This window comes from Brevibacillus antibioticus, from assembly GCF_005217615.1.
Lineage (GTDB): Bacteria > Bacillota > Bacilli > Brevibacillales > Brevibacillaceae > Brevibacillus > Brevibacillus antibioticus.
The window spans coordinates 5,445,911-5,469,076 of record NZ_SZNK01000001.1 but is presented as its reverse complement, the minus strand read 5'-3'; the positions used below and the strand labels follow the sequence as shown (position 1 = coordinate 5,469,076).

Here is a 23,166-nt window from a genome sequence, read left to right as displayed (position 1 = left end):
TTGTCTTCATCTTTCCACCGATTTTTCCGATATATGATGAAGGAAGTACAAACATACACAGATAGACTCGCCACCTTCAGGGAGGATTGACATGTCAGATAACGGAACAACCGTCAAAAATAACCCTTATATACAACCGCATATGAGCTATAAAGGCAAAAAAGAATTCTCCACCGAGCTCGACCAAAACGCCTTTATGAAGCTCATGCTGGAGCAGTTAAAGCATCAGGACCCTATGTCCCCCATGGACAACTCTCAGTTCATCCAGCAAACAAGTATGCTGACCATGGTAGAAAAAATTACAAAAATGACCACGCTGATGGAGCAATCGAACAACAGCATGGTCACTTTGGATAAGTATGAAAAGCTGGTAGGTCGTACAGCTTCGTATTCCCTCACTACAAAAGACGAGATGACCGGAGAAACGAAGACGGAGAAGAAAGAAGGCGTACTTGATGCCGTCTACATGGATCAAGGCAAAATCTACTTCCGTATCGCAGGCGAATCGACACCGATTCCGCTGGCAGACGTCTCTGGACTGGAATCGCAAGGTCTGGCGGGTAATACGCTCGATAACAGCGTGAAGTACATGGAAATGATCGGTCGTGAGATTTCCTATAAAGTAACAAAGGAAGTCGACCGGGATGGCAATCCAGCTACCACAAATGACATTTCCAAGGTTGATGAAATCTTGAATGGCGTCATCACTGGCTTTACCACCAAAAACGGTACCGCACAGTTCCAACTGGATAATGGATCAACCGTAAAAGCCGAAGAAATCGTAGGCATGACGGTGAAACCTGAAAACAGAACAATGGGCAACTCCCTTGCCTACGCGCAAATGATCGGTTACAACATCACGTACAATCAGTCTCAGACAAATCCGGACGGCACCACTGCCAATACGCCTCTTACCGGAGTGGTCAAAGCTGTCAGCATGAAAAACGGAGTAGTCGAATTCGTCCTCCAGGATGATAAAAAAGTTGGTCTCAATCAAATCACAGGATTCGAAGCAACTGCCTAAAATCCTATACAAAAAGCCGCACATCTTCGAAATCGGAGAAGGCGGCTTTTTCTTATGCAGGGTCCTATTCGTTTACGATCACTTTTCCGGTTATCGCATCCACATAAAACGTATCATCTACTTTAAATTCTCCCCCGCAGAAGCAATGCGAGCGAGTTTGGCGAAACGAAAGGTCATAGCCGAGCTTCCAGGTAATTGTGTCTTTCTTATAATCTGGCTGGTGAATGTAGGTCAACTCAAGTGGATAGGATTGCAGTAGACGGTTCATGGCCACTTGTTCTTTAAGGGCTTGCGAACGGGCCGGGTATTTGATACTAGCCGGTTTGTTTATGCTCACTTGCTCCCATGTACCTGTCCATGAATCGATTCGAATCGTATACATCCCGTTCTCCACACTCTGATTGGTCCCATAAACCGAAATACCGTTCACAAGGGGATCAGCTATGATCGAGATGTACCTTTCATCTCCATTCTCCGTTACTTGGATCTGATTGCTTCCAGATGGAGTCAGTCTATTTAATAGCTTTTCCGCTTGCATCCGCTCCCGCTTCTTATCTGTTTTCACGTTAGACCATTGCGGATTGTTCACCTTTGTGGAGAATTCAAGCAGTTCACCAGTTTTTGCATCTGTCACGAGGAGATGATGCTGCTCGCCGTTACTACTTCCCTCAGGAAAGGTAGCCATTCGAGATATCTTGTCAGCATCGGGAACCCCTTCACCAAAATTTCCCCATATGAAATAACGAAGGGCTGGCCTATCATCGTAACTCGCCTCGTAGATGGACAGCGGTAGCTTTTCTGTTTCGATTTTAAACAACATGCGTAACATATCACGCGCTTGCGTCTCTGTTTGCGCTACCCACGTCTCACCTGTTCCAGTCACATTGATAGTCTGAGACGGAGTGGTTGTCGCTCGGGAATTCGGTGTTACCAATCGTTTGCCACTGAAGGCATCCAATGCACTACCTGTATGTTGTTGCGTTATGACTCCATTTTTCAGGACATAAGCGAGCTTTGCTTCTACCTGATCGCTCTGATTATAAATGGGCAATAAATAAACAAGCTCCAATGGCCGGTTTTCTTGCCACTTTCGTACAGCTTGTTCGGAGGAGATGACTCGCTGCGGAGATGGGAGTGAAGAGGGACTTACTTTTTCGTATAGCCTACCATCAAACGTGGAAAACCAAACGATTCTTCCCGATGCATCAAAACTGACGAGACAATCATAATCGTCATCGAGCACCACATTATTCAGGATTCGCACCAGTCGAACCGTCAATAAATCCTTATTTTTATAAACCGCTCTCGCTTGGTAGGTATTACCTGCACCTGTTCCCTGCAAACCAGCGACAAAAGCAAGCGCTCGTGCTTTGGCCTGCTGCTCAGTCGGGTAGGCAGGCTTCGTTGCTGCTTTTGACGTAAGATTCAGTCTGAGCAGCTCCCCTGTTTGTCCGTCAAAAATCGCATCATCCATGGAAGATTCAGCCTCAGTAGCAGACTGTGCAAACGTGACCACCACCCCGCTAACACCAGGTCCATCCACATCGCCACCGTAAACGACATAGCGCGAAGACAGCTCCGGTAAAAGCTTGACTAGCTTTTGGACACCTTTCGTCACATGCATCGGCACAGCCACAACCGATTGAGCCTGCGCTATGGTCACAGGACTCGTTACGCCTACTCCTGATAAAGGGGCGGCAAAAATTGTTGCGGTAGCTAATGCACCCGACAAAAACCACGAGACCGTTCTTTTTACATGGAACACCGAACCAACTCCCTCTTTTTTCCTCCTTCATTGAGACGAAACAGCCACCAGTAAGTTTCCAAATAGACAAGCCTTTATCGAAAAAAAAGAAGGTATGCACTTTTTGACTGCATACCTTCTCCCTACCTATCCTTATGCTCCTACATTCAGCTTCTCCAGCTTTTGCTTGATCAGCTCGACTACACTGGCGCGTTTTAAATCAACAAATGCACGGGTATTTGCATCCGGAACCACAATGATCCCCAGTTGGTGGTGATTGCCCGCATAGACGGCACACTGTACGAACTTCAGCTCTCCTTCATGCGTGAGTACTTCCATTTTGCAAAAGGCAGGATTGGCTTGTAATGCTGGATATAAATCTTCTTTTTCCCGCACCGAAATGCCATTTACTTTTACGATAATCTCACCGGGCGCAATACCGATCTCCTCAGCTCTCGTACCCGGAATGACACCCATTACTTTTACTCCACGCGAAGACTGGATGAAATAAGGCGAACGCTTTCTTTCTTGATACTGACTCCAGAAAAACAGCGCCTCATGTCCGAATAGTGCAAAGACCGCGGCCAGCAAGATCAACGGATAAAACCATACAGTCAGAGCGCATAAACCCAGCAAAATGAGCGCATACAGCGTCAAATTTTTCGCAACCTGCATTGCTTTTCTATACGGAGTCATCGTTTGTGTCATATCAGAGAATCCGGTCACAGTCGGCAAAAGCATCAGTCCGAATGAAGCGGCTTCTGGCGAAAAGAACGGCCAGCCTGGATACAACGCACCACTGATAGCACCTGGCTCCATCTGTACGAACAGCACGACTGGCGTCAGCCAAAAAGAATGAAGCAAATAGGCACCGACAATCCGACCACGCTGCCCTTCCACGAAGAGCGGAGAAGCGTCCCGCCCGCCATTCCAGCGTACGAGCATCGCTTCAATCAGATGCATGACCGCAACTAACGCAAGCAACGGCAAAGGCTTCGCCTGACGAATCATTTCCCAGACATAGCTCAATCCAGGGACATCCGTAACCGGTGGAATGACCTGTGTGATCGCGTGTAAAATCGCCAAAATCCCTGCAGCATATGCGAAACAGAGAAATCGTAAACGAATCAGCGCTAAAATGAACGCCAATCCCCATAGTATCCACAAATCCTGTGCTTGCACGACCACGCCGAGTCCTGCACTTAGAAGAGAAATAAGCAAGCCTCCCACCAAGCCCATTCCTACAGCCCGTATCGTCGAGAGCAAGGGGGACTGAATGCGTGCAGAAAAAAGCTGTCTTTCCAGGTTCATCTGTCTGCGATAATGCAAATAAATAAAAACCAGAAAGAGATAGAAGACAGGATTGATAAAAAATGCGGCAAAGCCATATGCAATGGTAAGCATATCTGCCTGTATCGCCAATTGCCTCACCTCAACTAAAAGAAAGAAAAACCACGGCATTTGATTTGCCGTGGTTATCATTTCTACGGATAGCAGGGAATTACCTGCTTCCATTTTCTTGATTATTCATTACTTGCCCGTGACTACATCCAGAGCTTTTTGCAATTGCAGGTCATTTTCTGGCTTCGTCATCGTTTTACGCAGACTTTCTTCCAGCGAAGAGCGTGTTTTCGCGTCCACTTTACCAGTTAGCTCAAGTTTGCTGGAGGTTTGGAACTGCTTGATTGCTTCTTCTGTCTTTTCATCAAAATAGCCATCTTCTCTTCCTGGGGACAGATTCAAGCCTTTCAGGATGAGCTGCAGGTTTTTCACGTCAGTGCCAGCCATGTCCCGCTGCAATACTTTATCTGCCGGCAACAGAGTTGCGTTGAAATAGTCTGGTTGCTTGACTGCAAAGTCTGGCGTAATGCCTTTTTTATGGATCCAATCACCCTTCGGCGTGATCCACTTCGCAATGGTTAGCTTCAGTTGGCTCTTGTCGTTCATTTCCATTGTACTCTGAACGGTTCCCTTACCAAAGGACTTCTCACCGACCAGCTTGTAGTTGCCACTATCCCGCAGAGCACCCGCGAGAATCTCCGATGCACTGGCGCTTCCGCCATTAATCAGTACCGCGATTGGATAAGGCTTAGCAGCTTCTGTAGTCGAGAAATACTCTTCTTTTTGCTGTCCGCCATTTCCATACTCGATCTGTACGATCTTGCCTTTATTCGGTACAAGAATTTCTCCGATTTCTTTCACAGCCAGCAAATACCCGCCCGGATTGCCCCGAACGTCAATTACCAGACCGCCAATCCCCTTCTGTTCAAGAGCAGCTAGCTGTTCCTTGAAGTGCTTAGCTGTGTCTGTAGAGAATTGGGTAATGTTGATCATGCCTACTTTAACACCGTTCTTCTCGATGATCTGACTGTTTACCGTTTCAATCGGAATATCGTCACGCACACACACGATGGTAAGAGGCTCTGGCACTCCGGCCCTTACTACTTTGAAAACCGCCTTCGTTCCTTTTGGACCGCGAATCTTCGTCACTGCCTGATGGAGGTCCAAACCTTCAAGGGATTCATCATTTACGCTCAAAAGTTGGTCGTTTGGCCGCAGCCCCGCACGCTCCGCTGGAGAGTTTTTGAATGGCGAAACAACCGTTACCCGACCATTTTGCATCGTTACTTCTGTCCCGATCCCTTGGAAAGTCGAGTGTAGGGTAGATGTGAACTCCTCAGCAGAACGAGGGTCCATGTAATCACTGTACGGATCTTCGAGCGACCCGACCATTCCGCCAATTGCACCTTCTACTAACTGCTCATTGGTGACATTTTGGATGTAATCTTTCTTGATTGTTGAAAACGCCTCGTACAGCTTCTGGAACTCTTTCGGATAATCTCCGCTCCCAGAAAACAGCGCCATGCTGGATGCTGTTAAAGCCCCACCTTGACTCGAACTGGCGCTAGCCGATGTCTTCATGATCGCCATCGTAATAAAACTGCTGGCTACCATCGAGATGAGTACAAGCGCGATTACGGTACGTCCTTTCCATCTCACTGTTACGTCACCATCCTTTGTGCTACCGGAAAAAGATATGCTGCTAGTTTATGCATGTTCCGTTCACAATATTTGTCTGGTCGCACGAGGGTCTACTTCAAGTACGGCATTGGGTTGACCTCAACATCGTTTTTATAGACGGTAAAATGCACGTGATTCCCAGTTGAGCGACCGGTAGAGCCTACCTCCGCTATCTTTTGGCCCCTCGATACGGACTGGCCAACAGACACCTTGATACCGCCCTCCCGAATATGACCATACAGGGTGGTATATTCCGCGTTATGCTTGATCATTACAGTATTCCCGTAGCCGTTGGAATATCCGGCATAGATCACTATTCCTTCTGCCGCAGCCATGATTGTAGTTCCTTTTCGTGCTGCCATATCTAAACCATTATGCCCAGCAGATCTACCCGTAAACGGGTCCTTTCGTACACCGAAACCAGAAGTGAAGGTAAATTGACCACTCGCTACTGGTAAAGCAAACTTTCCGCCCTTGTAGGCTGTACTGGAGGAACTCATTGCTCGTACCCGCTCGGCGTATTTAGCTGATTCCATTTTAGTGATCGTCAAAAGCTCCTGTCCATACTGAACAAAATCTTCTTGAAGGGCGGATTCTTTCTTGTCCAATTCAGCCTTGACCACCATGCTTTGCTTGTGCTGCTTGTCCAAATCAGCCTTAAGCTCCTCTGCGTCATCGAGCATTCCTGAATAGACAGTCAGTTGGTGATCAATCTCCTTCTTTTTGGTCTCAATTGTTTCTTTATCGCGGATGTTATCTTCCAAAATACGCGTGTCCTGCTCCAAAATAAGATTCAAGGCCTGTATACGTGTTAAAAAGTCCCCAAAGTCAGAAGAGCCGAAAAGTACGTCTAAATAGGAGACTGGACCGCGTTCATACATCGCCTTCACACGAGTTCTTAGCAAACTATCCCTTTTGGCTACACGGTCTTTTGCCTCATCCAGCTGATCCTGAGCTTGCGCTGCTTTTTCCGTCGTATCATGCATTTGTACTTCAAGCTTGTCCAGCTTTTTCTGTGTCTCATTGAGGCGCAAATCAATTTGCATCAATTGCGTTTCCAAGCCCTTTTTCTCTTTTTGCACAATATTAATCTGTTGCTCAGTCTTCTTCATTTGCTGCTGCTGATTTTTCTTCTTCTTCTGGATTTCTTTTAGCTCCCGATTAATCTTGTCTAAAGAGGCCTTACTAGGCGCTGCCAAGCTCACATTCGCCGGGACCACAGAACTGATCACAAGACCAGTGATTACGAGTGCTAGCAGGATTCTCTTTCTCATGATACTCCTCCCACGCTCTTCAAATTAATGATTAAACTCGCAAGAAGCGACGTACGGATACCAAACTTCCCCAAATGCCAATAAATGCGCCGATTGCTAGCAATGCCAGTGCCACCTGATATACGAGTGGGAATAGCGGTAACAGTTTAAACAGTTGGGAAGCTTCGAAGCTGGAGTGAATCGCATCTAGAAGGTAGTAATAACCAACTGTTAGCATAATGGTCGGGATTAATGCTCCTGCTACACCCATCAAAAGACCTTCTACAAAGAATGGCCAGCGGATAAACCAGTTCGTCGCACCAACCAGCTTCATGATCTCAATCTCTCTGCGACGTGCCACAATGGTCAGCTTAATCGTGTTGGCAATCAAGAACATCGCTGTAAAACCAAGTCCGACGATAAAGGCAATGCCGACATTTCTTATTGTATCAGTGGCAGCAAAAAGCTTTTCAACTGTTCCTTCCCCGTAGTTTAGGCTACTAACAAACTCCATTCCTTTGATTTGATTCGCAACTATGGGTGTGTCCTGAGGAAGTTTCGTTTTTACCACAAAAGAATCAGGAAGCGGGTTACCTTTTTCCAATCCGGCAAAAAGGTAAGCTTTATCTCCCATGCTTTCCTTCAATTGTTTCAACCCTTCATCTTTGGAAACAAATTCTGTAGACTCAACGGTGGGCAGACTACGAACTGTTTGTTCAAACTTTTCAAGATCTGCCTTAGAAGTAAGATCAGTCATGAATACTCTAATTTCCACTTGTTTTTCTACCGATTTAGCAAAGAAATTGACGTTCATCGCCAATACGAGAAAAACTCCCAATATAAAGAGAGTAATGGTCACGGCACTAATTGAAGCGAACGACATCCAGCCGTTCCGCCCGAGGTTTTTGACCCCTTCACGGACATGGCGCCCCAGCGTCCTAATCTTCATAACCGTATTCCCCTCTCTGCTCATCACGGGCGATTTGTCCTGCTTCAATCGCAATAACCCGTTTTCTCATCGTGTTTACAATCTCTCGGTTGTGGGTAGCCATTACGACTGTGGTTCCTCGCTGATTGATTTCTTCAAATAGCTTCATGATTTCCCAAGAGGTCTCTGGGTCCAAATTCCCCGTCGGCTCATCCGCAATGATAATTCCGGGGCTATTCACCAATGCTCGCGCCAAGGCAACCCGTTGCTGTTCACCGCCAGACAGCTCATTTGGCAGCATTTTCGCTTTATGCTTCAGCTTCACGAGTCCCAAAACATCCATCACGCGCGGCTTGATTTGTTTTGGATTGCTCTCGATTACTTCCATGGCAAATGCCACGTTTTCGAAAACAGTCAGTGTCGGCAACAGCTTGAAGTCTTGGAATACGACACCGATACTACGGCGAACCACTGGAATTTGGCGCTCCTTAATTCTGCTGACATTGAATCCACCCAAGAAGATTTGCCCTTTCGAAGGCTTCTCTTCACGGTACATCAACTTGATAAACGTAGATTTACCCGCTCCACTGGGGCCTACTACGTACACAAATTCACCTTTCTCAATCCGAATGTTGATACCTTTCAAAGCATTCGTTCCATTCGGGTATGTTTTCCACACATCGAACATTTCGATCAAACCAATCACATCCTACTTCGTCAGATCCTTCTCTATGTATCTTGATCTTGAATTTTTGTTTGCGTAAAAATCGACAAAACCCCTCTACCCACTAGCAACCGCTGCCATACCTTGCTGAAAAACAGTGGGATTTCCCATCTTATCCATTATACCACCACGATTCAAGGATGGTATCCACTAAATCTCTCATTTCTTGTCGAAACAGCTTCGCTTGTTAACAACTGTAACGAATTAGGGAGAAAATAAGATTACACATTCCCGCCTAGCTTCCTTGAAAACAGTTGGCTACAATGAGTGTGACAAGAGGACATGATAAAAAAAGGAGCTGGTTATACCGTGGAAAATTTTATTTACCATAACCCGACACAACTGATTTTTGGACGGGGTCAATTGGCCCAGCTCGAGGAAAAAGCAAGACAGCTAGGTCCCACTGTTCTTTTGGTATATGGTGGTGGCAGTATAGGGCGAACCGGTCTTTACGACAAAGTGATTTCTCTCCTCCAGTCTGCAGGCTGCCGCGTGCATGAGTTGGCAGGAGTGGAGCCAAATCCACGTCTGAGTACCGTGAACAAAGGAATTGAACTATGCCGCAAAGAGGGCGTCCATTGGATACTCGCTGTAGGTGGTGGCAGTGTAATCGACGCGGCCAAAGCAGTCGCGATTGGTGTGCCTTACGAGGGAGATGTATGGGATTTTTATACCCGTAAAGCGATCGCCCAAGAAGCTCTGCCCCTCGGTACCGTACTGACACTTGCTGCTACTGGTTCTGAAATGAACCGGGGAAGTGTCGTCACTAACTGGGAGACACAAGAAAAGCATGGCGCTGGCACAACGTTTCCGACGTTTTCGATTTTAGATCCTGAGCATACGTTTAGCGTACCTCGCGATCAAACGATCTACGGAATCAGCGACATTTTGTCCCATGTATTCGAGCAGTATTTCACACATACAACCGAAATTCCATTGCAAACACGTTTTGCCGAGTCGATCATGAAGAGCGTCATCGAAAATGCAGAACGCGTCCTCACCGATCCCGAAGACTACGATGCCCGCGCCAACATCCTGTACTGCGGAACAATGGCATTGAACGGCACTCTCCCGGTTGGCGTCACAACTGACTGGGCAACCCACTCCATCGAACATGCTGTCAGTGCTGTTTACGACATCCCGCACGGTGGCGGTCTGGCGATCATTTTCCCGAAATGGATGCGCTATGTGTACCATGAAAACGTCGCGCGCTTCGTTCGCTTCGCAACAGAGGTATGGAATGTCGATCCTTCCGGCAAGACAGATAATGAGATCGCTTTGGAAGGGATTGCCGCTACAGAAGCTTTCTTTGCGCAGATCGGTGCCCCGACCCGATTGGCTGATTACGCCATCACCGATGAGCACTTGCAGCTCATGGCCGAAAAGGCCACTCCCTTTGGTCCGATTGGCCAGTTTAAGACGTTGACGAGTGACGATGTGGCACAGATTCTTCGATTAAGTTTGTAAAACATCCAATCAATCGACTGTTGGAAGCAATTGATTATATAACTAATCAGTTGCTTCTGTTTTTGTCATTTATCAGGAAATAATGTTAAATTATATATTTACAATTATCATCATTGGTATTGACAGTAGCATCCTCTGTATTTGCTGCATCGTATTGGGAAACAGAAACAAATGAACATAGTAATGACAAATGGGGTCAACGCGATGCAAATCGATTTGTTCTAGGGATCGGGGATGTCGCGCAAGGATACCTCTGGGATTATCAGGATGAAGACTACATCGCTTTTCAACCGAAAACAAGTGGTACAAATGGACGAGCCATAAATCTTACATGAAGACCTTTCGCTACGGATTAAGCTTGAGATTTCTGACCCAGGACCCTTTTGCGAATGGCATACCCACACAGAAGCACCAACGGTACACCGAAGCTATAAGTAGCTCACCGCGATAAACCAGATCACCGCAATAATCGCCTCTAGCCGCTGAATGAAATCCCCGAGCTTCAGCTGTTTGATGAGAACATAGGTCTGATAAAAATGCCGCGCAGTCTGGTCTGCCCCCAAAACAAGGATGCACATCAACATGATGATGAACAGCACAATTCCCCCAAGCAACGTACCCAGAAAAAATATCTCATCCGTTTTTGGATGGGCGAGACAAACGGAAGAACCGCCATAAAAATGACCAGCTCTGAAAAAAGAAAGGCCGGCACCGGACAGTACGAGAACGGAGTCCCCAATGGTAACCAGGGTAACGAGCATCAATAGTTGACGGGGACGGATCTTGTAGCTCTCTTGCATGATTGCTCCCCGCTTTGGCATTTCATGCTATGATAAAGAAATATAGGTAAGTTCCGAAATGGACTGGAGGACTGCAACCATGTACAGAGTAAAAAAGCAGGACGTGATTTATGCCATGTCTCCTGAGAATGAGCCGGTCTTGAAGGTAGAAGCAGGCAGTATCGTAACGTTTGAAACCTGCGATTGCTTCAATGACCAAATCCAATCAGCTGACACCGTGTTTCATGAGCTTGACTGGAATCGGATCAACCCTGCTTCCGGCCCTATTTATATAGAAGGAACAGAACCAGGCGATATTTTGGTTATTCATATTCAGAAAATTGAGATTAAAAACCAAGGCGTAATGGTTAGTGGACCAGAACTGGGTGTAATGGGATTCGACCTGCATGAAAATGTGATCAAAATGATTCCGATACAAGATGGAAAAGCTGTCTTGTCAGACAAGCTTCAGGTTCCGATCAATCCCATGATTGGCGTAATTGGAACAGCTCCTGCCGAAGCAGCCATTTCATGCGGTACCCCAGGCGATCACGGCGGCAACATGGACTGCAAGCAAATGCGTGAAGGTACTACATTGCTTTTACCCGTAAATGTTCCCGGCGCATTATTTGCCCTAGGTGACCTTCATGCCGCAATGGCTGACGGTGAAGTAGCGGTATGTGGTGTAGAAATAGCTGGGGAAGTAACCGTAAAGCTCGATGTAATAAAAGGAAAGCAATGGCCGTTACCGATGGCAGTCAACCAAGAACACCTGATCACGATTGCGTCAGAAAAAGAGCTGGACAAGGCTGCAGATCGAGCGGTCATCAACATGGTACAATTTCTACACGAAGAGCTGGGCGTAGAAAAGGCCGAAGCCACCTTCCTGCTCTCCGCTGCGGGAGATTTGCGTATCTGTCAGGTCGTCGATCCTTTAAAGACAGCCCGCATGGAGTTGCCTCTTGCGTACGCAACCGCATTAGGCTTTGATTCGAAAATAGTCGGTAGATAAGGATGGAACGCAAAAAACCCCAAAGCCTTGGGGTTTTTGCTATTCCTACATGTCCGTATTTATGCAGGTGAACCGACATCGATCAAGGATTCAATCATGACCTTTTGACTGTTTTTATCTACCCAAGCATGTGTTTCTACCAGTCGCTTGCGGTACCAATCCATTTGGACTTCTACCTGATTGCGAGCGGTCCCACCCAGCACGTTGCGTGCATTGACAACGGTCTCAACAGCTAGAGCGTCATACACATCTGCCCCAATAGCCTCTGAGAAGCTTTGGAATTCTTCCAAGGTCAGATCAAGAAGATATTTTTGCTGCTCGATGCAGTACAAGACGGTTCTCCCTACGACTTCATGCGCCTGCCGGAACGGCATGTCTTTGCGAACCAAGTAATCTGCCAAGTCTGTCGCATTGGAAAAATCGTTGGTAACTGCTTGACGCATGCGATCTGCTTTGACTTGCATCGTCTTAATCATCGGTGTGAGCAACGCCAGTGCACCATGAATGGTAGCTACCGTATCGAACATGCCCTCTTTATCTTCTTGCATGTCCTTGTTGTACGCCAGCGGCAAACCTTTCAATACGGTCAACAATCCAAACAGATTGCCGTAAACACGCCCTGTTTTTCCGCGAACTAGCTCAGCCACATCAGGATTTTTCTTTTGCGGCATGATACTGGACCCCGTGCAAAATGCGTCGTCTAGCTCCACAAAGGAGAATTCCTGACTGCTCCAGATGACGAGCTCTTCGCACAGACGGGAAAGATGGGTCATGACCAAAGAGCCGTCTGCCAAAAATTCGACGATGAAGTCGCGATCACTCACTGCATCCATGCTGTTTTGATAGATACCGTCAAATTGCAGCAATTCCGCTACAAAACTGCGGTCGATCGGGAATGTCGTACCTGCGAGGGCACCAGCGCCCAGCGGCAGCACATTTACACGCTTCCACGTCTCGGTCATCCGTTCGATATCACGTTGCAGCATGGACACATACGCCATCAGGTGATAGCCAAACAATACTGGTTGCGCACGCTGCAAATGTGTATAGCCTGGCATGACGGTATCGAGATGCTGGCTCGCTTTCTCAAGCAATGCCTCTTGCAAATACATCGCCAATTGGATAATCTCCATCAGCTTTTCTCTGAGGTACAGGTGCATATCCAACGCAACCTGATCATTGCGGCTACGGCCGGTGTGGAGTTTGCCCCCCAACGGACCGATCTCTTCAATCAGCATCTTTTCAATATTCATATGCACATCTTCGTGCGCAACGAGAAACTCAGCTTGCCCGCGCTCAATTTTCTCTTTTACTTTTTTCAAACCAGCAATGATCTGTCTTACTTCCTCCATCGGCAGGATACCGCACTTGCCCAACATGGCAACATGAGCCAGGCTTCCAACGATGTCCTGTCGCCACATTTTCTGGTCGAAAGAAATAGAAGCGGTATACTCTTCTACGAGTTGATTTGTCGGCTTCGTGAAGCGTCCTCCCCAGAGTTTCATTGCTTAATCGCATCCTTTTCATCCAAAATCTTAATCGCGGTGTTTTTATTTTCGTGCAGGACACCCTCGTTTACCTGTGCGTATACTTTGGTAGGCAGACCCCACAGCTTGATGAAACCAAGTGCTGCTTTGTGGTCGAATTGATCTCCTGCATTGTAAGTCGCCAGCTCATGGCTGTAGAGAGACGATGCAGAGGTGCGACCCACAACGATCGCATGTCCTTTGTGCAGCTTCACGCGTACGACACCCGATACGTGTTTTTGCGTTTCTTCAATGAATGCCTGGACAGCATTGCGAATGGGCGAATACCAGAGACCCTCGTAAATCACTTGCGCCAGTTTTTGCTCGACAATTGGTTTGAATTGAGCGACCTCACGAGGTTGCGTCAAGAATTCCAGCTCACGGTGAGCCAAAATCAAGGTAGTCGCAGCCGGTGTCTCGTAAACTTCGCGAGATTTGATGCCCACCAAACGGTTTTCCACATGGTCGATACGGCCTACGCCATGGTTTCCAGCGATTTTGTTCAGCTTGAGGATCAGCTCAGCCAGTGGGAGCTCTTCGCCGTTCAATGCGATTGGCTTCCCTTGTACGAACGTGATTTCGATTTCTTCTGCCTCGTCTGGAGCATCCATGATCGACTTCGTCAGATCGTATGCACCTTCTGGAGGAGCTGCCCATGGATCTTCCAGAACACCACACTCACAGCTTCTGCCCCAGAGGTTTTGGTCGATGCTATATGGATTGTCCAGATCGATTGGGATCGGGATATTGTTCTTTTTCGCATATTCGATCTCTTCGTCACGCGTCCAGCCCCATTCCCGCACCGGCGCCACGATTTGGATATCCGGGTTCAGCGCTGTAAAGGAAACATCGAAACGTACCTGGTCGTTTCCTTTTCCTGTGCAACCGTGTGCGACAGCTACCGCACCTTCTTTTTCTGCGATTTCAACCAGCACGCGCGAAATCAGGTAACGCGACAGTGCAGACACCAATGGATATTTGCCTTCGTACATGGCGTTTGCCTTCAGAGCTGGCAATACGAATTCCTCTGCGAATGCATCCTTTGCATCCACTACGATTGATTTCAACGCCCCTACCTGCAATGCTTTTTTCTGTACGAAATCGAGGTCTTTCCCTTCCCCTACATCCAATGCAACTGCAATGACATCGTAGTTATACGTATCTTGCAGCCATTTAATTGCTACCGATGTATCTAAACCGCCTGAATAGGCCAACACAATTTTATCTTTTGCCATCATTCTCTCTCCCCGTTTCGAAGTTTCTCTCATGCGAGTAATTATACAAACGAACTAATAAAAATACAACTATTTTTCTTGTATATTTTTTGTGAATTCGCAGACAAAAACAGGGATGCATAAGAGGTTATACATTTCTCGCATAAAGCGCATCTTGCTTTTATGCATACTCATCATCCGTTTATGCATAAATGTTGCAAGGTTGCAAGGTTGAAAGGGAAACTTGTCCAAGATAGAGAATGAGTGAAAGGAGGAATTACAGAGAAGAAGTTCCGCTGGAGGGATTATGAAAACAATTTATTTGGTACGTCATTGTCAGGCTGCTGGCCAAGAACCCGAAGCCCTGCTTACGGAAAAGGGAGAAGTGCAAGCTCGGGAGCTTGCCACCTTCTTCACAGCCTCCCCCATTGATCGAATCATTTCGAGTCCGTATCATCGAGCGATTGCTACCATCCGGCCTCTTGCACAGGAGCGTGGCATCGTGGTTGAAGAAGACACGCGTTTGATCGAGCGCGTCCTTAGCGGAGTACCACGTGAGGATTGGTTCGAGCGATTACGCGATACGTTCGATGACCTGACGCTTGAACTCGAAGGAGGCGAATCCAGTCTCACTGCTATCAACCGGGCAAATTCGTTGCTCACTGAGATTTTGGCAGACGAGCATAAAGATATCGTCCTTGTTAGCCACGGATGCCTGCTGGCCTTGCTCATGAAATCAATGGATGACCGCTTTGGCTTTCACGATTGGGAGAAATTAAGCAATCCAGATGTATTCAAGCTTACCTGCCATTTAGAAACCAGAGAGCTCGTCCGCATCTGGTCGTAAACGAATAAAAACAGTTACAAGGGGCACCTCATCTTATTGCCTCCTGTAACTGTTTTTGTGGGATGGACTCTATACCGATAATGCTTTGCAACTCTTCGTACGGCAGTCGCTGAACGATTCTGATAAAATGCTCCGCCAATATCGGATCAAATTGGGTACCAGAGCCCCTTCTGATTTCTTGAAGCGCTTCCTCCACAGGCAAACCTTTTCGATATGGCCTGTCCGCGACCATCGCATCAAAAGCGTCTGAAATGGCTAAAATTCTCGCCATCAGTGGAATCTCATCCCCGGCTAAACCATCCGGATATCCCCTTCCATCTATTCGTTCATGATGGGAACGGATCGCAGGAAGCAATTCATTGAACATCCCTGCTTGCAAAATAATTTCGTAGCCAATGACCGTGTGCTGCTTGATCTTGTCATACTCTTCCGGGGTCAGCTTTCCTTTTTTATTGAGAATTTCGTCTTCGATGCCGATTTTTCCAATGTCGTGCAAAAGACCGCCAACATAAATTTCTTCCACTTTTGTAGCAGACAAACCAATATCCTTGGCAATTTCTCTTCCCCAGTGAGCCACTCGTTGGGAATGACCACTCGTGTAACGATCACGCGCATCAATAGAAGCCGCCATGGCAGTCAAAAACTTATGGTTGAATGTTTTGACTTCTTCCACTTTTTGTTGGAGCTTATTCATACTATCGTAATATTGATGGAATACAAAACTCATCGTGATAAAAGCAGCCATCATGGGAACTAATGTGTATAATCCATATGTCTCAAACAGCCGAGATCCGATTCCCACCATTACCATGAGCAAAAGGTATGTGAGCGTTGTTCCTTTTGCCATTTTCTGAACGGTTGTAAACCAGTTCGTCTTAAAAAAGTAAGAAATCCCTAAACCACATAGGATTATATTAATAAACCAATACGATACAGCTAAAAGTAGATCCGTTATCATCGTGGAAGCTGGTACATTGCCTATAGAGTTTTTGAAGAGATCGACAAACCAAATCGTTAGCACCAGCTGTCCAATATTTGCCAAAGCCTTTATCGGGTTGGCCCTGATTAGAAACGCCAGTATCAACGTTTCAACAACGGCCGACCAAACACCTACCCAGGCCCCAAAGAGGAGAATACCAGAAAAAATAACTGCATTGTTTAGTGTCAATATGGTGTTCAACGTCCGTATAGGAGCGAACGTAGAAAAGATGGTGAGTAATGTATACGCAAACAAAACTCCCCAATGCTCTCTTGGCTCCCAATCAGACAACGAATCATAAAAAATCACTAACGCCGCTAGTGGAAAAATCCAAGTCACCACTATTTTTTTCATTGTTGATCCAAACTCAACTTTTCGTTGCATAGTTTTTTCCTTCTCGAAGTTGTAATAGTGAGATTGGCTTATTCATTAAGCGTTGTACTAATAAAAACGCACCTAGCATAATAAAAATATCGCCTATGCTGATTACCCTTGGAATAATGGAAGGCATGTAGATGACATCTGTTAAAAACGGCAAATTTGTACTCTCAGTCAAAATACTGTGTTTAAAATTCGTCCCATTGATAACCGGAGTAAGATCGTAAGGCAGCTTTTTCGCTTGTTCCAAATCAATCGGCATTCTTCCATTGTTTGTCCAAATAGCCAATGAATTCAAAAACCAGCCCATCATGAAGATACGTATATCCTCAGATTGGCGATTGAACAATAGAAAGGCTAGTATGAATACATAAGAGATTGATACGAATATCCCTCCTGCCGGGGGATAGAGCGCTGAAAGAGCTTGTAGGGCTATACTAATAAAGAGCAGAGAGAGTTTATGAAACTTCGGAAACTCTTTAATCCTTCCTCCTCTTAATAGAGCAATTACAAACGATAAACCAATCACATCAAGTAGCATAAAGGTATTCCCCCAAAATATTAGAGAAAAACACCACTCTTGTTACAAGCGGTGTTTTATTCGTATCCAATATTACCCAATGTTGTAGTTTGCAGAAGTAGCTGCTACGATTGCTACCACCATCATAATTGCCGCGAACCATTTTTTCATTTTCTTTTCCCCCCTTCAGGCATAGTGGAGAAAGCTGGCTTCGCTACTGTCCGTGATGCAGAGGCCAAGCGACCAAGTACAGCCCCTGCTCCCCTTTCCTTTTCCATTACGGAAAAAGTTGGATTCGCTACTGGCTCCATACGGACCAAGCGACCAGATACAGTCCGTACTTCTTCGCTTCTTTCCTACCTTTATTTTACACATAAATGACAAAATTCGGCAATCATAGATTCATAGTCTATTCGATTTAATTACAAATAGTTCCATTTAACTAGAACTATGTTCATACCAGCGCCGCCAAAATCGCCTTTTGTGCGTGCAATCTATTTTCAGCCTGATCAAAAATGACAGAGCGCGATCCGTCGATGACCCCGCTTGTCACTTCTTCCCCACGATGTGCTGGCAAGCAGTGCAAGAAGAGATAATTACGATCTGCCGCTGCTACTAATTTTTCGTTCACTTGATAGTCAGCAAAAGCTTTCAAACGCACCTCATTTTCTTCCTCAAAACCCATACTAGTCCAAACGTCCGTGTATACAGCATCTGCCCCCATGACAGCCTCTATCGGATCAGTGGTCACCATCATGCTTCCACCGCTTTGTTTCGCGTACCCTCTAGCTTTTGCGACAATAGTGGCATCCATTTCGTAGCCTGCTGGAGTCGCCACCCGCACATCAAGGCCTAGCAGAGCTGCGCCCAGTACCAGTGAGTTCGCCACGTTGTTGCCGTCTCCTACATAAGCGAGCTTGACTCCCTTCAGCTTGCCTTTATGCTCCCAGATCGTCAGCAGATCAGCCAAAGCCTGACAAGGATGGTACAGATCGGTCAAGCCATTGATAATGGGGATTGACGCGTGCAGAGCAAGCTCTTCTACATAGGAGTGGGAGAAAGTGCGAATCATGATGGCATCCACGTACCGAGACAGAACTTTTGCTGTGTCGCTGATCGGCTCCCCGCGTCCGAGCTGCAGCTCTTTTCCGCTCATGAACATCCCCAGGCCACCCAACTGATGCATCCCTACTTCAAAAGAGACGCGCGTGCGGGTCGAAGCCTTGTCAAAGATCATCCCCAGCGTCTTGCCTTGCAAAGGCTGGAATGGCTGTCCCAGCTTTTGCAATTGCTTGACGTGAGCAGACAGATGGAGCAGCTCCATCAATTCTTCCCCGTTGAATTCATCAACGCGTAGGAAGTCCTTTCCTTTATGCTTTTGCAACGGCAAGTTTTGAAAGTGTTCCAATATCTTCACTGGCTGCATGCGAGCCACCTCTTTTCTTCATAATAGACTTCACGTATAACTCGAACGTATCGACAGCAAAGAACAATGGCACACCTTGTTGTACCATCCGGCTTCGCAGGGCAAATCCTGTCCGGCCCTGACGATTGCCTTTCGTCGCAGTAACGAGAGCGAAGGCCGCTTCTTCCTCTTGCAACAGCTCGATCCACGCCGCTTCATCTGCCACGATATGCTTCACGACAATTCCTTCGTTTTTCAGCCACTCGGCCGTTCCCGGAGTCGCCGCCAGATTGGCACCGTCTGCTTGAATTTGCCCAATCAACTCTCTTACGCCATCCTGCTTATCTCCATCTGCCAAAGAAATCATGACCAACTGACCTTTTTGCCAGTCGCCGTACAAATTGTCTTTGAAAGCAAAGGCTTTGCCTGCTGCCTCTTCGAAAGAATGCCCCAAGCCGAGAACTTCGCCCGTCGATTTCATCTCTGGACCTAGTACCGGGTCTACGCCGTTCAGCTTGATCGTGGAGAAAACCGGTGCCTTGACGACTGCAAACGGAATCTCTGGCAAAAGCCCTGTACCGTAGCCCATATCCAAAAGCTTTTCACCCAATTGTGCGCGAACCGCCAGTTGAACCATCGGGATGCCAGTCACTTTGCTCGTAATCGGTACGGTCCGTGAAGCACGAGGATTTACCTCCAGTACATAAACCGTTTCGCCATCAATGACGAACTGGATATTGATTAACCCGACCGCTTCCATTTCCCTCGCGATTGCTTCTGTATAGCTCGCGATTTTTTGCTTGATGTCATCCGTCAGATGAGGAGCCGGGAACAAGGCTACACTGTCGCCTGAGTGGATGCCCGCCCTCTCCACATGCTGGAAAATCCCTGGGATGATAACAGATTGTCCGTCGCATACCGCATCTACTTCTGCTTCCTTGCCTGGAACGTATTTATCCACGAGGAGCGGGAAAAACATGCTCATGTCCGGATGGTTCAACCAGTCTTGAATGGTAGCTCGCAGCTCGTCGATATTGTGGACAACTACCATACCTTGCCCGCCGATGACGTACGAGGGTCGCATCAAAACAGGGAAGCCGATTTCCTCCGCTATCGCGGTCGCATCCTCCAAGGACGATACTCCTTTACCGGGGATATGCGGAATGTCCAGCTTGCGTAGCATCGCGTAGAACAGCTCGCGGTCCTCCGCACGTTCGATGGCTGTAAGTGACGTACCCATTACGTTTTGCCCCGCGCGCTCCAGCTTGGCTGCCAGATTAATCGCGGTTTGACCACCGAACTGAATCATGACGCCCTCAACCTGTTCACGTTCTGCGATATGCAGCACGTCTTCTACGTGAAGCGGTTCAAAATAAAGATGGTCGGCAGTTTCATAGTCAGTGCTGACCGTCTCTGGGTTGTTGTTCACAACGACTGCCGCAATACCGCTTGCCTGAAGTGCTTTGGCTGCATGCACAGAGCAATAGTCAAATTCGATTCCCTGACCAATGCGTATAGGACCTGAGCCAAGTACCAGAACTTTGCGGCCAGACAGTGACTCGACCTCATCTATTCCTTGCCAATCCGAATAGTAGTAAGGGGTTTGGGCATCAAATTCTGCTGCACAAGTGTCCACGATTTTATAAGTAGGCGTAATGCCCAATTCTTGACGAAGTGATTTGATTTGGTCAGGTGTGGCACCCACCAGTGAAGCAATGGTTTCATCGGCAAACCCGCGACGTTTTGCTTCTGACAACAGCTCTGGGGTCAATGTTTTGCTATGGTGGCAAGATAGCTCTACTTCCAAGTCCACGATTTTACGCAAGCTCCGCAAGAAAAACGGATCGACACCAGTCAGACTGTGCAGCTCACTTTCTGTAAAACCTTTGCGGATCGCCTCGGCAAAAACAAACAGTCTGATATCTGTCGCTTCCTGCAAGGAATGGGCAAGCTCCTCACGCGTCCAAGATGCCAGCTCTGGTCGAGTCAAATGTGTGCAGCCTTGTTCCAGGGAACGCACTGCCTTCAAAAGTCCTGCTTCCAGATTGCGGGCGATCGACATGACCTCACCAGTCGCTTTCATTTGCGTCCCCAGCTTGCGGTCTGCCAGCGGGAATTTGTCAAACGGGAAGCGCGGGATTTTGACAACGATGTAGTCCAGCGTTGGTTCAAAGCTAGCGTACGTATAGCCCGTGATTGGATTGAGCACCTCATCCAGTCCGTAGCCCAATGCGAGCTTGGCAGCGATCCGCGCGATTGGATAACCTGTTGCTTTGGACGCCAACGCACTGGAACGACTGACGCGAGGATTTACTTCGATCAGCACGTACCGATCGGAATTCGGATCAAGCGCAAATTGAATATTGCAACCGCCTACTACTCCTAGTGAACGAATCACTTTCGTTGATACGCTGCGCAGCATTTGGTACTGGCGATCTGTCAGCGTCTGAGATGGCGCGACGACAATACTGTCCCCCGTATGAATACCTACCGGGTCCAAATTTTCCATATTGCACACGATGATGCACGTATCATTTGCGTCCCGCATGACCTCGTATTCGATTTCTTTCCAGCCTTTTACGCTACGCTCAATCAGCACCTGACCTATTGGGCTAGCCGCAATGCCACCAGCTGCAACCACTCGCAAGGACGCTTCATCACCAGCGATCCCGCCACCTGCTCCTCCGAGCGTATAAGCAGGACGGACAATCACTGGATAGCCGATTGTGCTTGCAAACTCGATTGCTGCTTCTACAGATTCGACTGTATCGCTCTCTGGAACAGGCTCTCCGATTTGTTGCATCAATTGCTTGAACAGCTCACGGTCTTCCCCGTTTTGAATGGCAGCCAACGGCGTACCCAACAGTTGGACGCTGTACTTTTCCAGCACGCCCGCTTCTGCCAGCGAAACAGCAAGATTAAGTCCCGTTTGGCCGCCTAATGTAGGCAAGAGGCCATCGGGACGCTCTTTTGCGATAATAGCTGTCACGGATTCCACGGTGAGCGGCTCCAGATATACTTTGTCCGCTACTTGTTCATCTGTCATGATCGTTGCCGGATTGTTGTTCACCAACACGACCTGCACGCCAGCTTCTTTTAAGGAAAGGCAAGCCTGTGCACCTGCATAATCAAATTCCGCTGCCTGCCCGATGACGATCGGACCAGAACCAATGACCAATACTTTATGAATGTGTGGCAATTTAGGCATATCTCTTCGCTCCTACTACGCGCATCGACTGCAAGAATTGGTGGAAAATGTGGGATGTATCGCTAGGGCCAGGATGTGCTTCCGGATGGAACTGCACACTGAAAACAGGCAGACTGACGTGGCACAGTCCTTCAACCGAACTATCGTTAACGTTGCGATAGGAAACGGTCAGCTGGCGCTTATCCAAAGACTCTTCTTTGACCACGTACCCGTGATTTTGTGAACTCATATATACTTTTCCAGTCATCAGATCCTTGACCGGATGATTGCTGCCGCGGTGACCGTATGCGAGCTTTTCTGTCTTGCCGCCGTACATCAGCGCCAATACTTGATGTCCCAAGCAAATACCTAATGTCGGGTACTGCTCCACGGCTTTGCGCCATTCGCTGCAATACGCAAGCAAATGCTCCGGATCGCCTGGTCCATTGGAAAACAACAAGCCGTCTGGTGCAAGCGCATTGATTTGGGCAAAACTCGTATCAAATGGAACAACCGTGACACGGCAGCCCTGCTGGAGAAGGGCATCCAAAATCGATTGCTTCATGCCGAGGTCAATCAAGACGACATGCTCCCCTGTTCCCGGATAACGCTCCACCTGTTGTCTGGATACATTGGCAACTAATGATTTCTTGGCGTGCTTGTAGCGCAGGGACACCACTTCCTCTACCTGCATAGGCTGATCGGAAATGACACCGAATACGGTACCATCTTGACGGACGCGCTTTGTAATCGTTCGCGTATCAATCCCCGCAAGGATCGGGAATCCAAAGGCTTCTGCCGCTTGAGCCAACGTCATGTTTGATTCGTAATGGCTTGGCTCCATGCATAATTCGCTGACAATCATCCCTGTCAAAGCTGGCTTGGCTGCCTCATAATCCTTTTCGTTGATCCCGTAGTTGCCGATCAGGGGATACGTGAAGGTAACGATTTGCCCTGCAAAAGAGGGGTCTGTCATCACCTCTTGATATCCCGTCATTCCTGTATGAAAAACCACTTCTCCAAATCCGTTAATAGGGGCGCCATACAGCTTCCCTGTAAAAACCTCGCCGCTCTCCAGCGTTAAATATCCTGTTCCTAACGATTGATTCTCTCTATCCATATATAAAGCCACTCCTCTCCAATGGGCACCGGCCTGAT

General features: G+C 47.5%; 18 protein-coding genes and 1 riboswitch. Of the genes, 4 read left to right on the top strand and 14 right to left on the bottom strand.

What is annotated here, in order from left to right; translation table 11 throughout:
* The first annotated feature begins 91 nt into the window (after positions 1 to 91).
* A complete protein-coding gene (locus E8L90_RS26380) occupies positions 92 to 1,024 on the top strand; it encodes a flagellar hook assembly protein FlgD (protein WP_137032149.1) in 933 nt (310 codons plus the stop codon).
* Positions 1,025 to 1,088: 64 nt separating this feature from the next.
* On the opposite strand, the gene E8L90_RS26375 is transcribed toward E8L90_RS26380, so the two are convergent.
* The 6 genes from E8L90_RS26375 to ftsE form a co-directional block, all read right to left on the bottom strand.
* Positions 1,089 to 2,789: a hypothetical protein gene (locus tag E8L90_RS26375; RefSeq protein WP_137032147.1), complete on the bottom strand. Its 1,701-nt coding sequence runs from the start codon at positions 2,787 to 2,789 to the stop codon at positions 1,089 to 1,091.
* A 132-nt stretch (positions 2,790 to 2,921) separates the two neighbouring features.
* Positions 2,922 to 4,283 (bottom strand): PDZ domain-containing protein, encoded by a 1,362-nt coding sequence (locus tag E8L90_RS26370; RefSeq protein ID WP_137032146.1) that lies wholly within the window; start codon positions 4,281 to 4,283, stop codon positions 2,922 to 2,924.
* Between the two features lie 15 nt (positions 4,284 to 4,298).
* Positions 4,299 to 5,768 (bottom strand): S41 family peptidase, encoded by a 1,470-nt coding sequence (locus E8L90_RS26365; RefSeq protein ID WP_137032144.1) that lies wholly within the window; start codon positions 5,766 to 5,768, stop codon positions 4,299 to 4,301.
* Positions 5,769 to 5,860: 92 nt separating this feature from the next.
* Positions 5,861 to 7,063, bottom strand: coding sequence for a murein hydrolase activator EnvC family protein (locus E8L90_RS26360; RefSeq protein ID WP_137032142.1), 1,203 nt, complete (start codon positions 7,061 to 7,063; stop codon positions 5,861 to 5,863).
* Between the two features lie 31 nt (positions 7,064 to 7,094).
* Positions 7,095 to 7,991 carry a permease-like cell division protein FtsX gene (gene ftsX / locus E8L90_RS26355; protein WP_137032140.1) on the bottom strand — a complete coding sequence of 299 codons (897 nt, stop codon included), beginning with the start codon at positions 7,989 to 7,991 and terminating at the stop codon, positions 7,095 to 7,097.
* Positions 7,981 to 8,667, bottom strand: coding sequence for a cell division ATP-binding protein FtsE (ftsE, locus tag E8L90_RS26350; RefSeq protein WP_137032139.1), 687 nt, complete (start codon positions 8,665 to 8,667; stop codon positions 7,981 to 7,983). Before ftsE ends, ftsX begins: the two co-directional genes overlap by 11 nt.
* Positions 8,668 to 9,003: 336 nt before the next feature.
* Here ftsE and E8L90_RS26345 point away from each other — a divergent pair, with 336 nt between their 5' ends.
* Positions 9,004 to 10,161 (top strand): iron-containing alcohol dehydrogenase, encoded by a 1,158-nt coding sequence (locus E8L90_RS26345; RefSeq protein ID WP_137033620.1) that lies wholly within the window; start codon positions 9,004 to 9,006, stop codon positions 10,159 to 10,161.
* 428 nt (positions 10,162 to 10,589) lie between these two features.
* Here the strand turns inward: E8L90_RS26345 and E8L90_RS26335 are convergent, their stop codons facing one another.
* A complete protein-coding gene (locus tag E8L90_RS26335) occupies positions 10,590 to 10,961 on the bottom strand; it encodes a GerAB/ArcD/ProY family transporter (RefSeq protein ID WP_244297390.1) in 372 nt (123 codons plus the stop codon).
* Between the two features lie 79 nt (positions 10,962 to 11,040).
* Here E8L90_RS26335 and E8L90_RS26330 point away from each other — a divergent pair, with 79 nt between their 5' ends.
* Complete coding sequence (locus E8L90_RS26330; protein ID WP_137032135.1) at positions 11,041 to 11,952, top strand: acetamidase/formamidase family protein; 912 nt, start codon at positions 11,041 to 11,043, stop codon at positions 11,950 to 11,952.
* Positions 11,953 to 12,011: 59 nt separating this feature from the next.
* Here E8L90_RS26330 and argH read toward each other — a convergent pair whose 3' ends face one another.
* Together argH and E8L90_RS26320 are read right to left on the bottom strand one after the other, a co-directional pair.
* The gene (gene argH, locus E8L90_RS26325; RefSeq protein WP_137032134.1) at positions 12,012 to 13,457 is read right to left on the bottom strand and encodes an argininosuccinate lyase; all 1,446 of its coding nucleotides are present in this window, start codon (positions 13,455 to 13,457) and stop codon (positions 12,012 to 12,014) included.
* A complete protein-coding gene (locus E8L90_RS26320; RefSeq protein WP_137032132.1) occupies positions 13,454 to 14,713 on the bottom strand; it encodes an argininosuccinate synthase in 1,260 nt (419 codons plus the stop codon). The genes argH and E8L90_RS26320 overlap by 4 nt, the downstream gene beginning before the upstream one ends.
* A 286-nt stretch (positions 14,714 to 14,999) precedes the next feature.
* On the opposite strand from E8L90_RS26320, the gene E8L90_RS26315 reads away from it, so the two are divergent.
* Positions 15,000 to 15,539 (top strand): histidine phosphatase family protein, encoded by a 540-nt coding sequence (locus tag E8L90_RS26315; RefSeq protein WP_137032130.1) that lies wholly within the window; start codon positions 15,000 to 15,002, stop codon positions 15,537 to 15,539.
* A gap of 28 nt (positions 15,540 to 15,567) precedes the next feature.
* Here E8L90_RS26315 and E8L90_RS26310 read toward each other — a convergent pair whose 3' ends face one another.
* The 5 genes from E8L90_RS26310 to E8L90_RS26290 all read right to left on the bottom strand — a co-directional run bounded on the left by E8L90_RS26310 (position 15,568) and on the right by E8L90_RS26290 (position 23,128).
* Positions 15,568 to 16,902, bottom strand: a complete 1,335-nt coding sequence (locus E8L90_RS26310; RefSeq protein ID WP_137032128.1) for an HD-GYP domain-containing protein — start codon at positions 16,900 to 16,902, stop codon at positions 15,568 to 15,570.
* Positions 16,886 to 17,437, bottom strand: a complete 552-nt coding sequence (locus tag E8L90_RS26305; RefSeq protein ID WP_137032126.1) for a DUF5317 domain-containing protein — start codon at positions 17,435 to 17,437, stop codon at positions 16,886 to 16,888. The genes E8L90_RS26310 and E8L90_RS26305 overlap by 17 nt, the downstream gene beginning before the upstream one ends.
* A 259-nt stretch (positions 17,438 to 17,696) precedes the next feature.
* Positions 17,697 to 17,778, bottom strand: a riboswitch (cyclic di-GMP riboswitch).
* Positions 17,779 to 17,870: 92 nt separating this feature from the next.
* Complete coding sequence (argF, locus tag E8L90_RS26300; protein WP_137032124.1) at positions 17,871 to 18,842, bottom strand: ornithine carbamoyltransferase; 972 nt, start codon at positions 18,840 to 18,842, stop codon at positions 17,871 to 17,873.
* Positions 18,787 to 22,029 carry a carbamoyl-phosphate synthase (glutamine-hydrolyzing) large subunit gene (gene carB / locus E8L90_RS26295; RefSeq protein ID WP_137032123.1) on the bottom strand — a complete coding sequence of 1,081 codons (3,243 nt, stop codon included), beginning with the start codon at positions 22,027 to 22,029 and terminating at the stop codon, positions 18,787 to 18,789. Before carB ends, argF begins: the two co-directional genes overlap by 56 nt.
* The gene (locus E8L90_RS26290) at positions 22,022 to 23,128 is read right to left on the bottom strand and encodes a carbamoyl phosphate synthase small subunit (RefSeq protein WP_137032121.1); all 1,107 of its coding nucleotides are present in this window, start codon (positions 23,126 to 23,128) and stop codon (positions 22,022 to 22,024) included. The genes carB and E8L90_RS26290 overlap by 8 nt, the downstream gene beginning before the upstream one ends.
* Positions 23,129 to 23,166: the final 38 nt, after the last annotated feature.

Bases quoted from the DNA above. Each gene is read 5' to 3' on its own strand.
- E8L90_RS26380 (WP_137032149.1), top strand. From the start codon at position 92: ATGTCAGATAACGGAACAACCGTCAAAAATAACCCTTATATACAACCG.
- E8L90_RS26370 (WP_137032146.1), bottom strand. From the start codon at position 4,283: ATGGAAGCAGGTAATTCCCTGCTATCCGTAGAAATGATAACCACGGCA.
- E8L90_RS26360 (WP_137032142.1), bottom strand. From the start codon at position 7,063: ATGAGAAAGAGAATCCTGCTAGCACTCGTAATCACTGGTCTTGTGATC.
- ftsX (WP_137032140.1), bottom strand. From the start codon at position 7,991: ATGAAGATTAGGACGCTGGGGCGCCATGTCCGTGAAGGGGTCAAAAAC.
- E8L90_RS26335 (WP_244297390.1), bottom strand. From the start codon at position 10,961: ATGCAAGAGAGCTACAAGATCCGTCCCCGTCAACTATTGATGCTCGTT.
- E8L90_RS26330 (WP_137032135.1), top strand. From the start codon at position 11,041: ATGTACAGAGTAAAAAAGCAGGACGTGATTTATGCCATGTCTCCTGAG.
- argH (WP_137032134.1), bottom strand. From the start codon at position 13,457: ATGAAACTCTGGGGAGGACGCTTCACGAAGCCGACAAATCAACTCGTA.
- E8L90_RS26320 (WP_137032132.1), bottom strand. From the start codon at position 14,713: ATGGCAAAAGATAAAATTGTGTTGGCCTATTCAGGCGGTTTAGATACA.
- E8L90_RS26315 (WP_137032130.1), top strand. From the start codon at position 15,000: ATGAAAACAATTTATTTGGTACGTCATTGTCAGGCTGCTGGCCAAGAA.
- E8L90_RS26310 (WP_137032128.1), bottom strand. From the start codon at position 16,902: ATGCAACGAAAAGTTGAGTTTGGATCAACAATGAAAAAAATAGTGGTG.
- E8L90_RS26305 (WP_137032126.1), bottom strand. From the start codon at position 17,437: ATGCTACTTGATGTGATTGGTTTATCGTTTGTAATTGCTCTATTAAGA.
- argF (WP_137032124.1), bottom strand. From the start codon at position 18,842: ATGCAGCCAGTGAAGATATTGGAACACTTTCAAAACTTGCCGTTGCAA.
- carB (WP_137032123.1), bottom strand. From the start codon at position 22,029: ATGCCTAAATTGCCACACATTCATAAAGTATTGGTCATTGGTTCTGGT.
- E8L90_RS26290 (WP_137032121.1), bottom strand. From the start codon at position 23,128: ATGGATAGAGAGAATCAATCGTTAGGAACAGGATATTTAACGCTGGAG.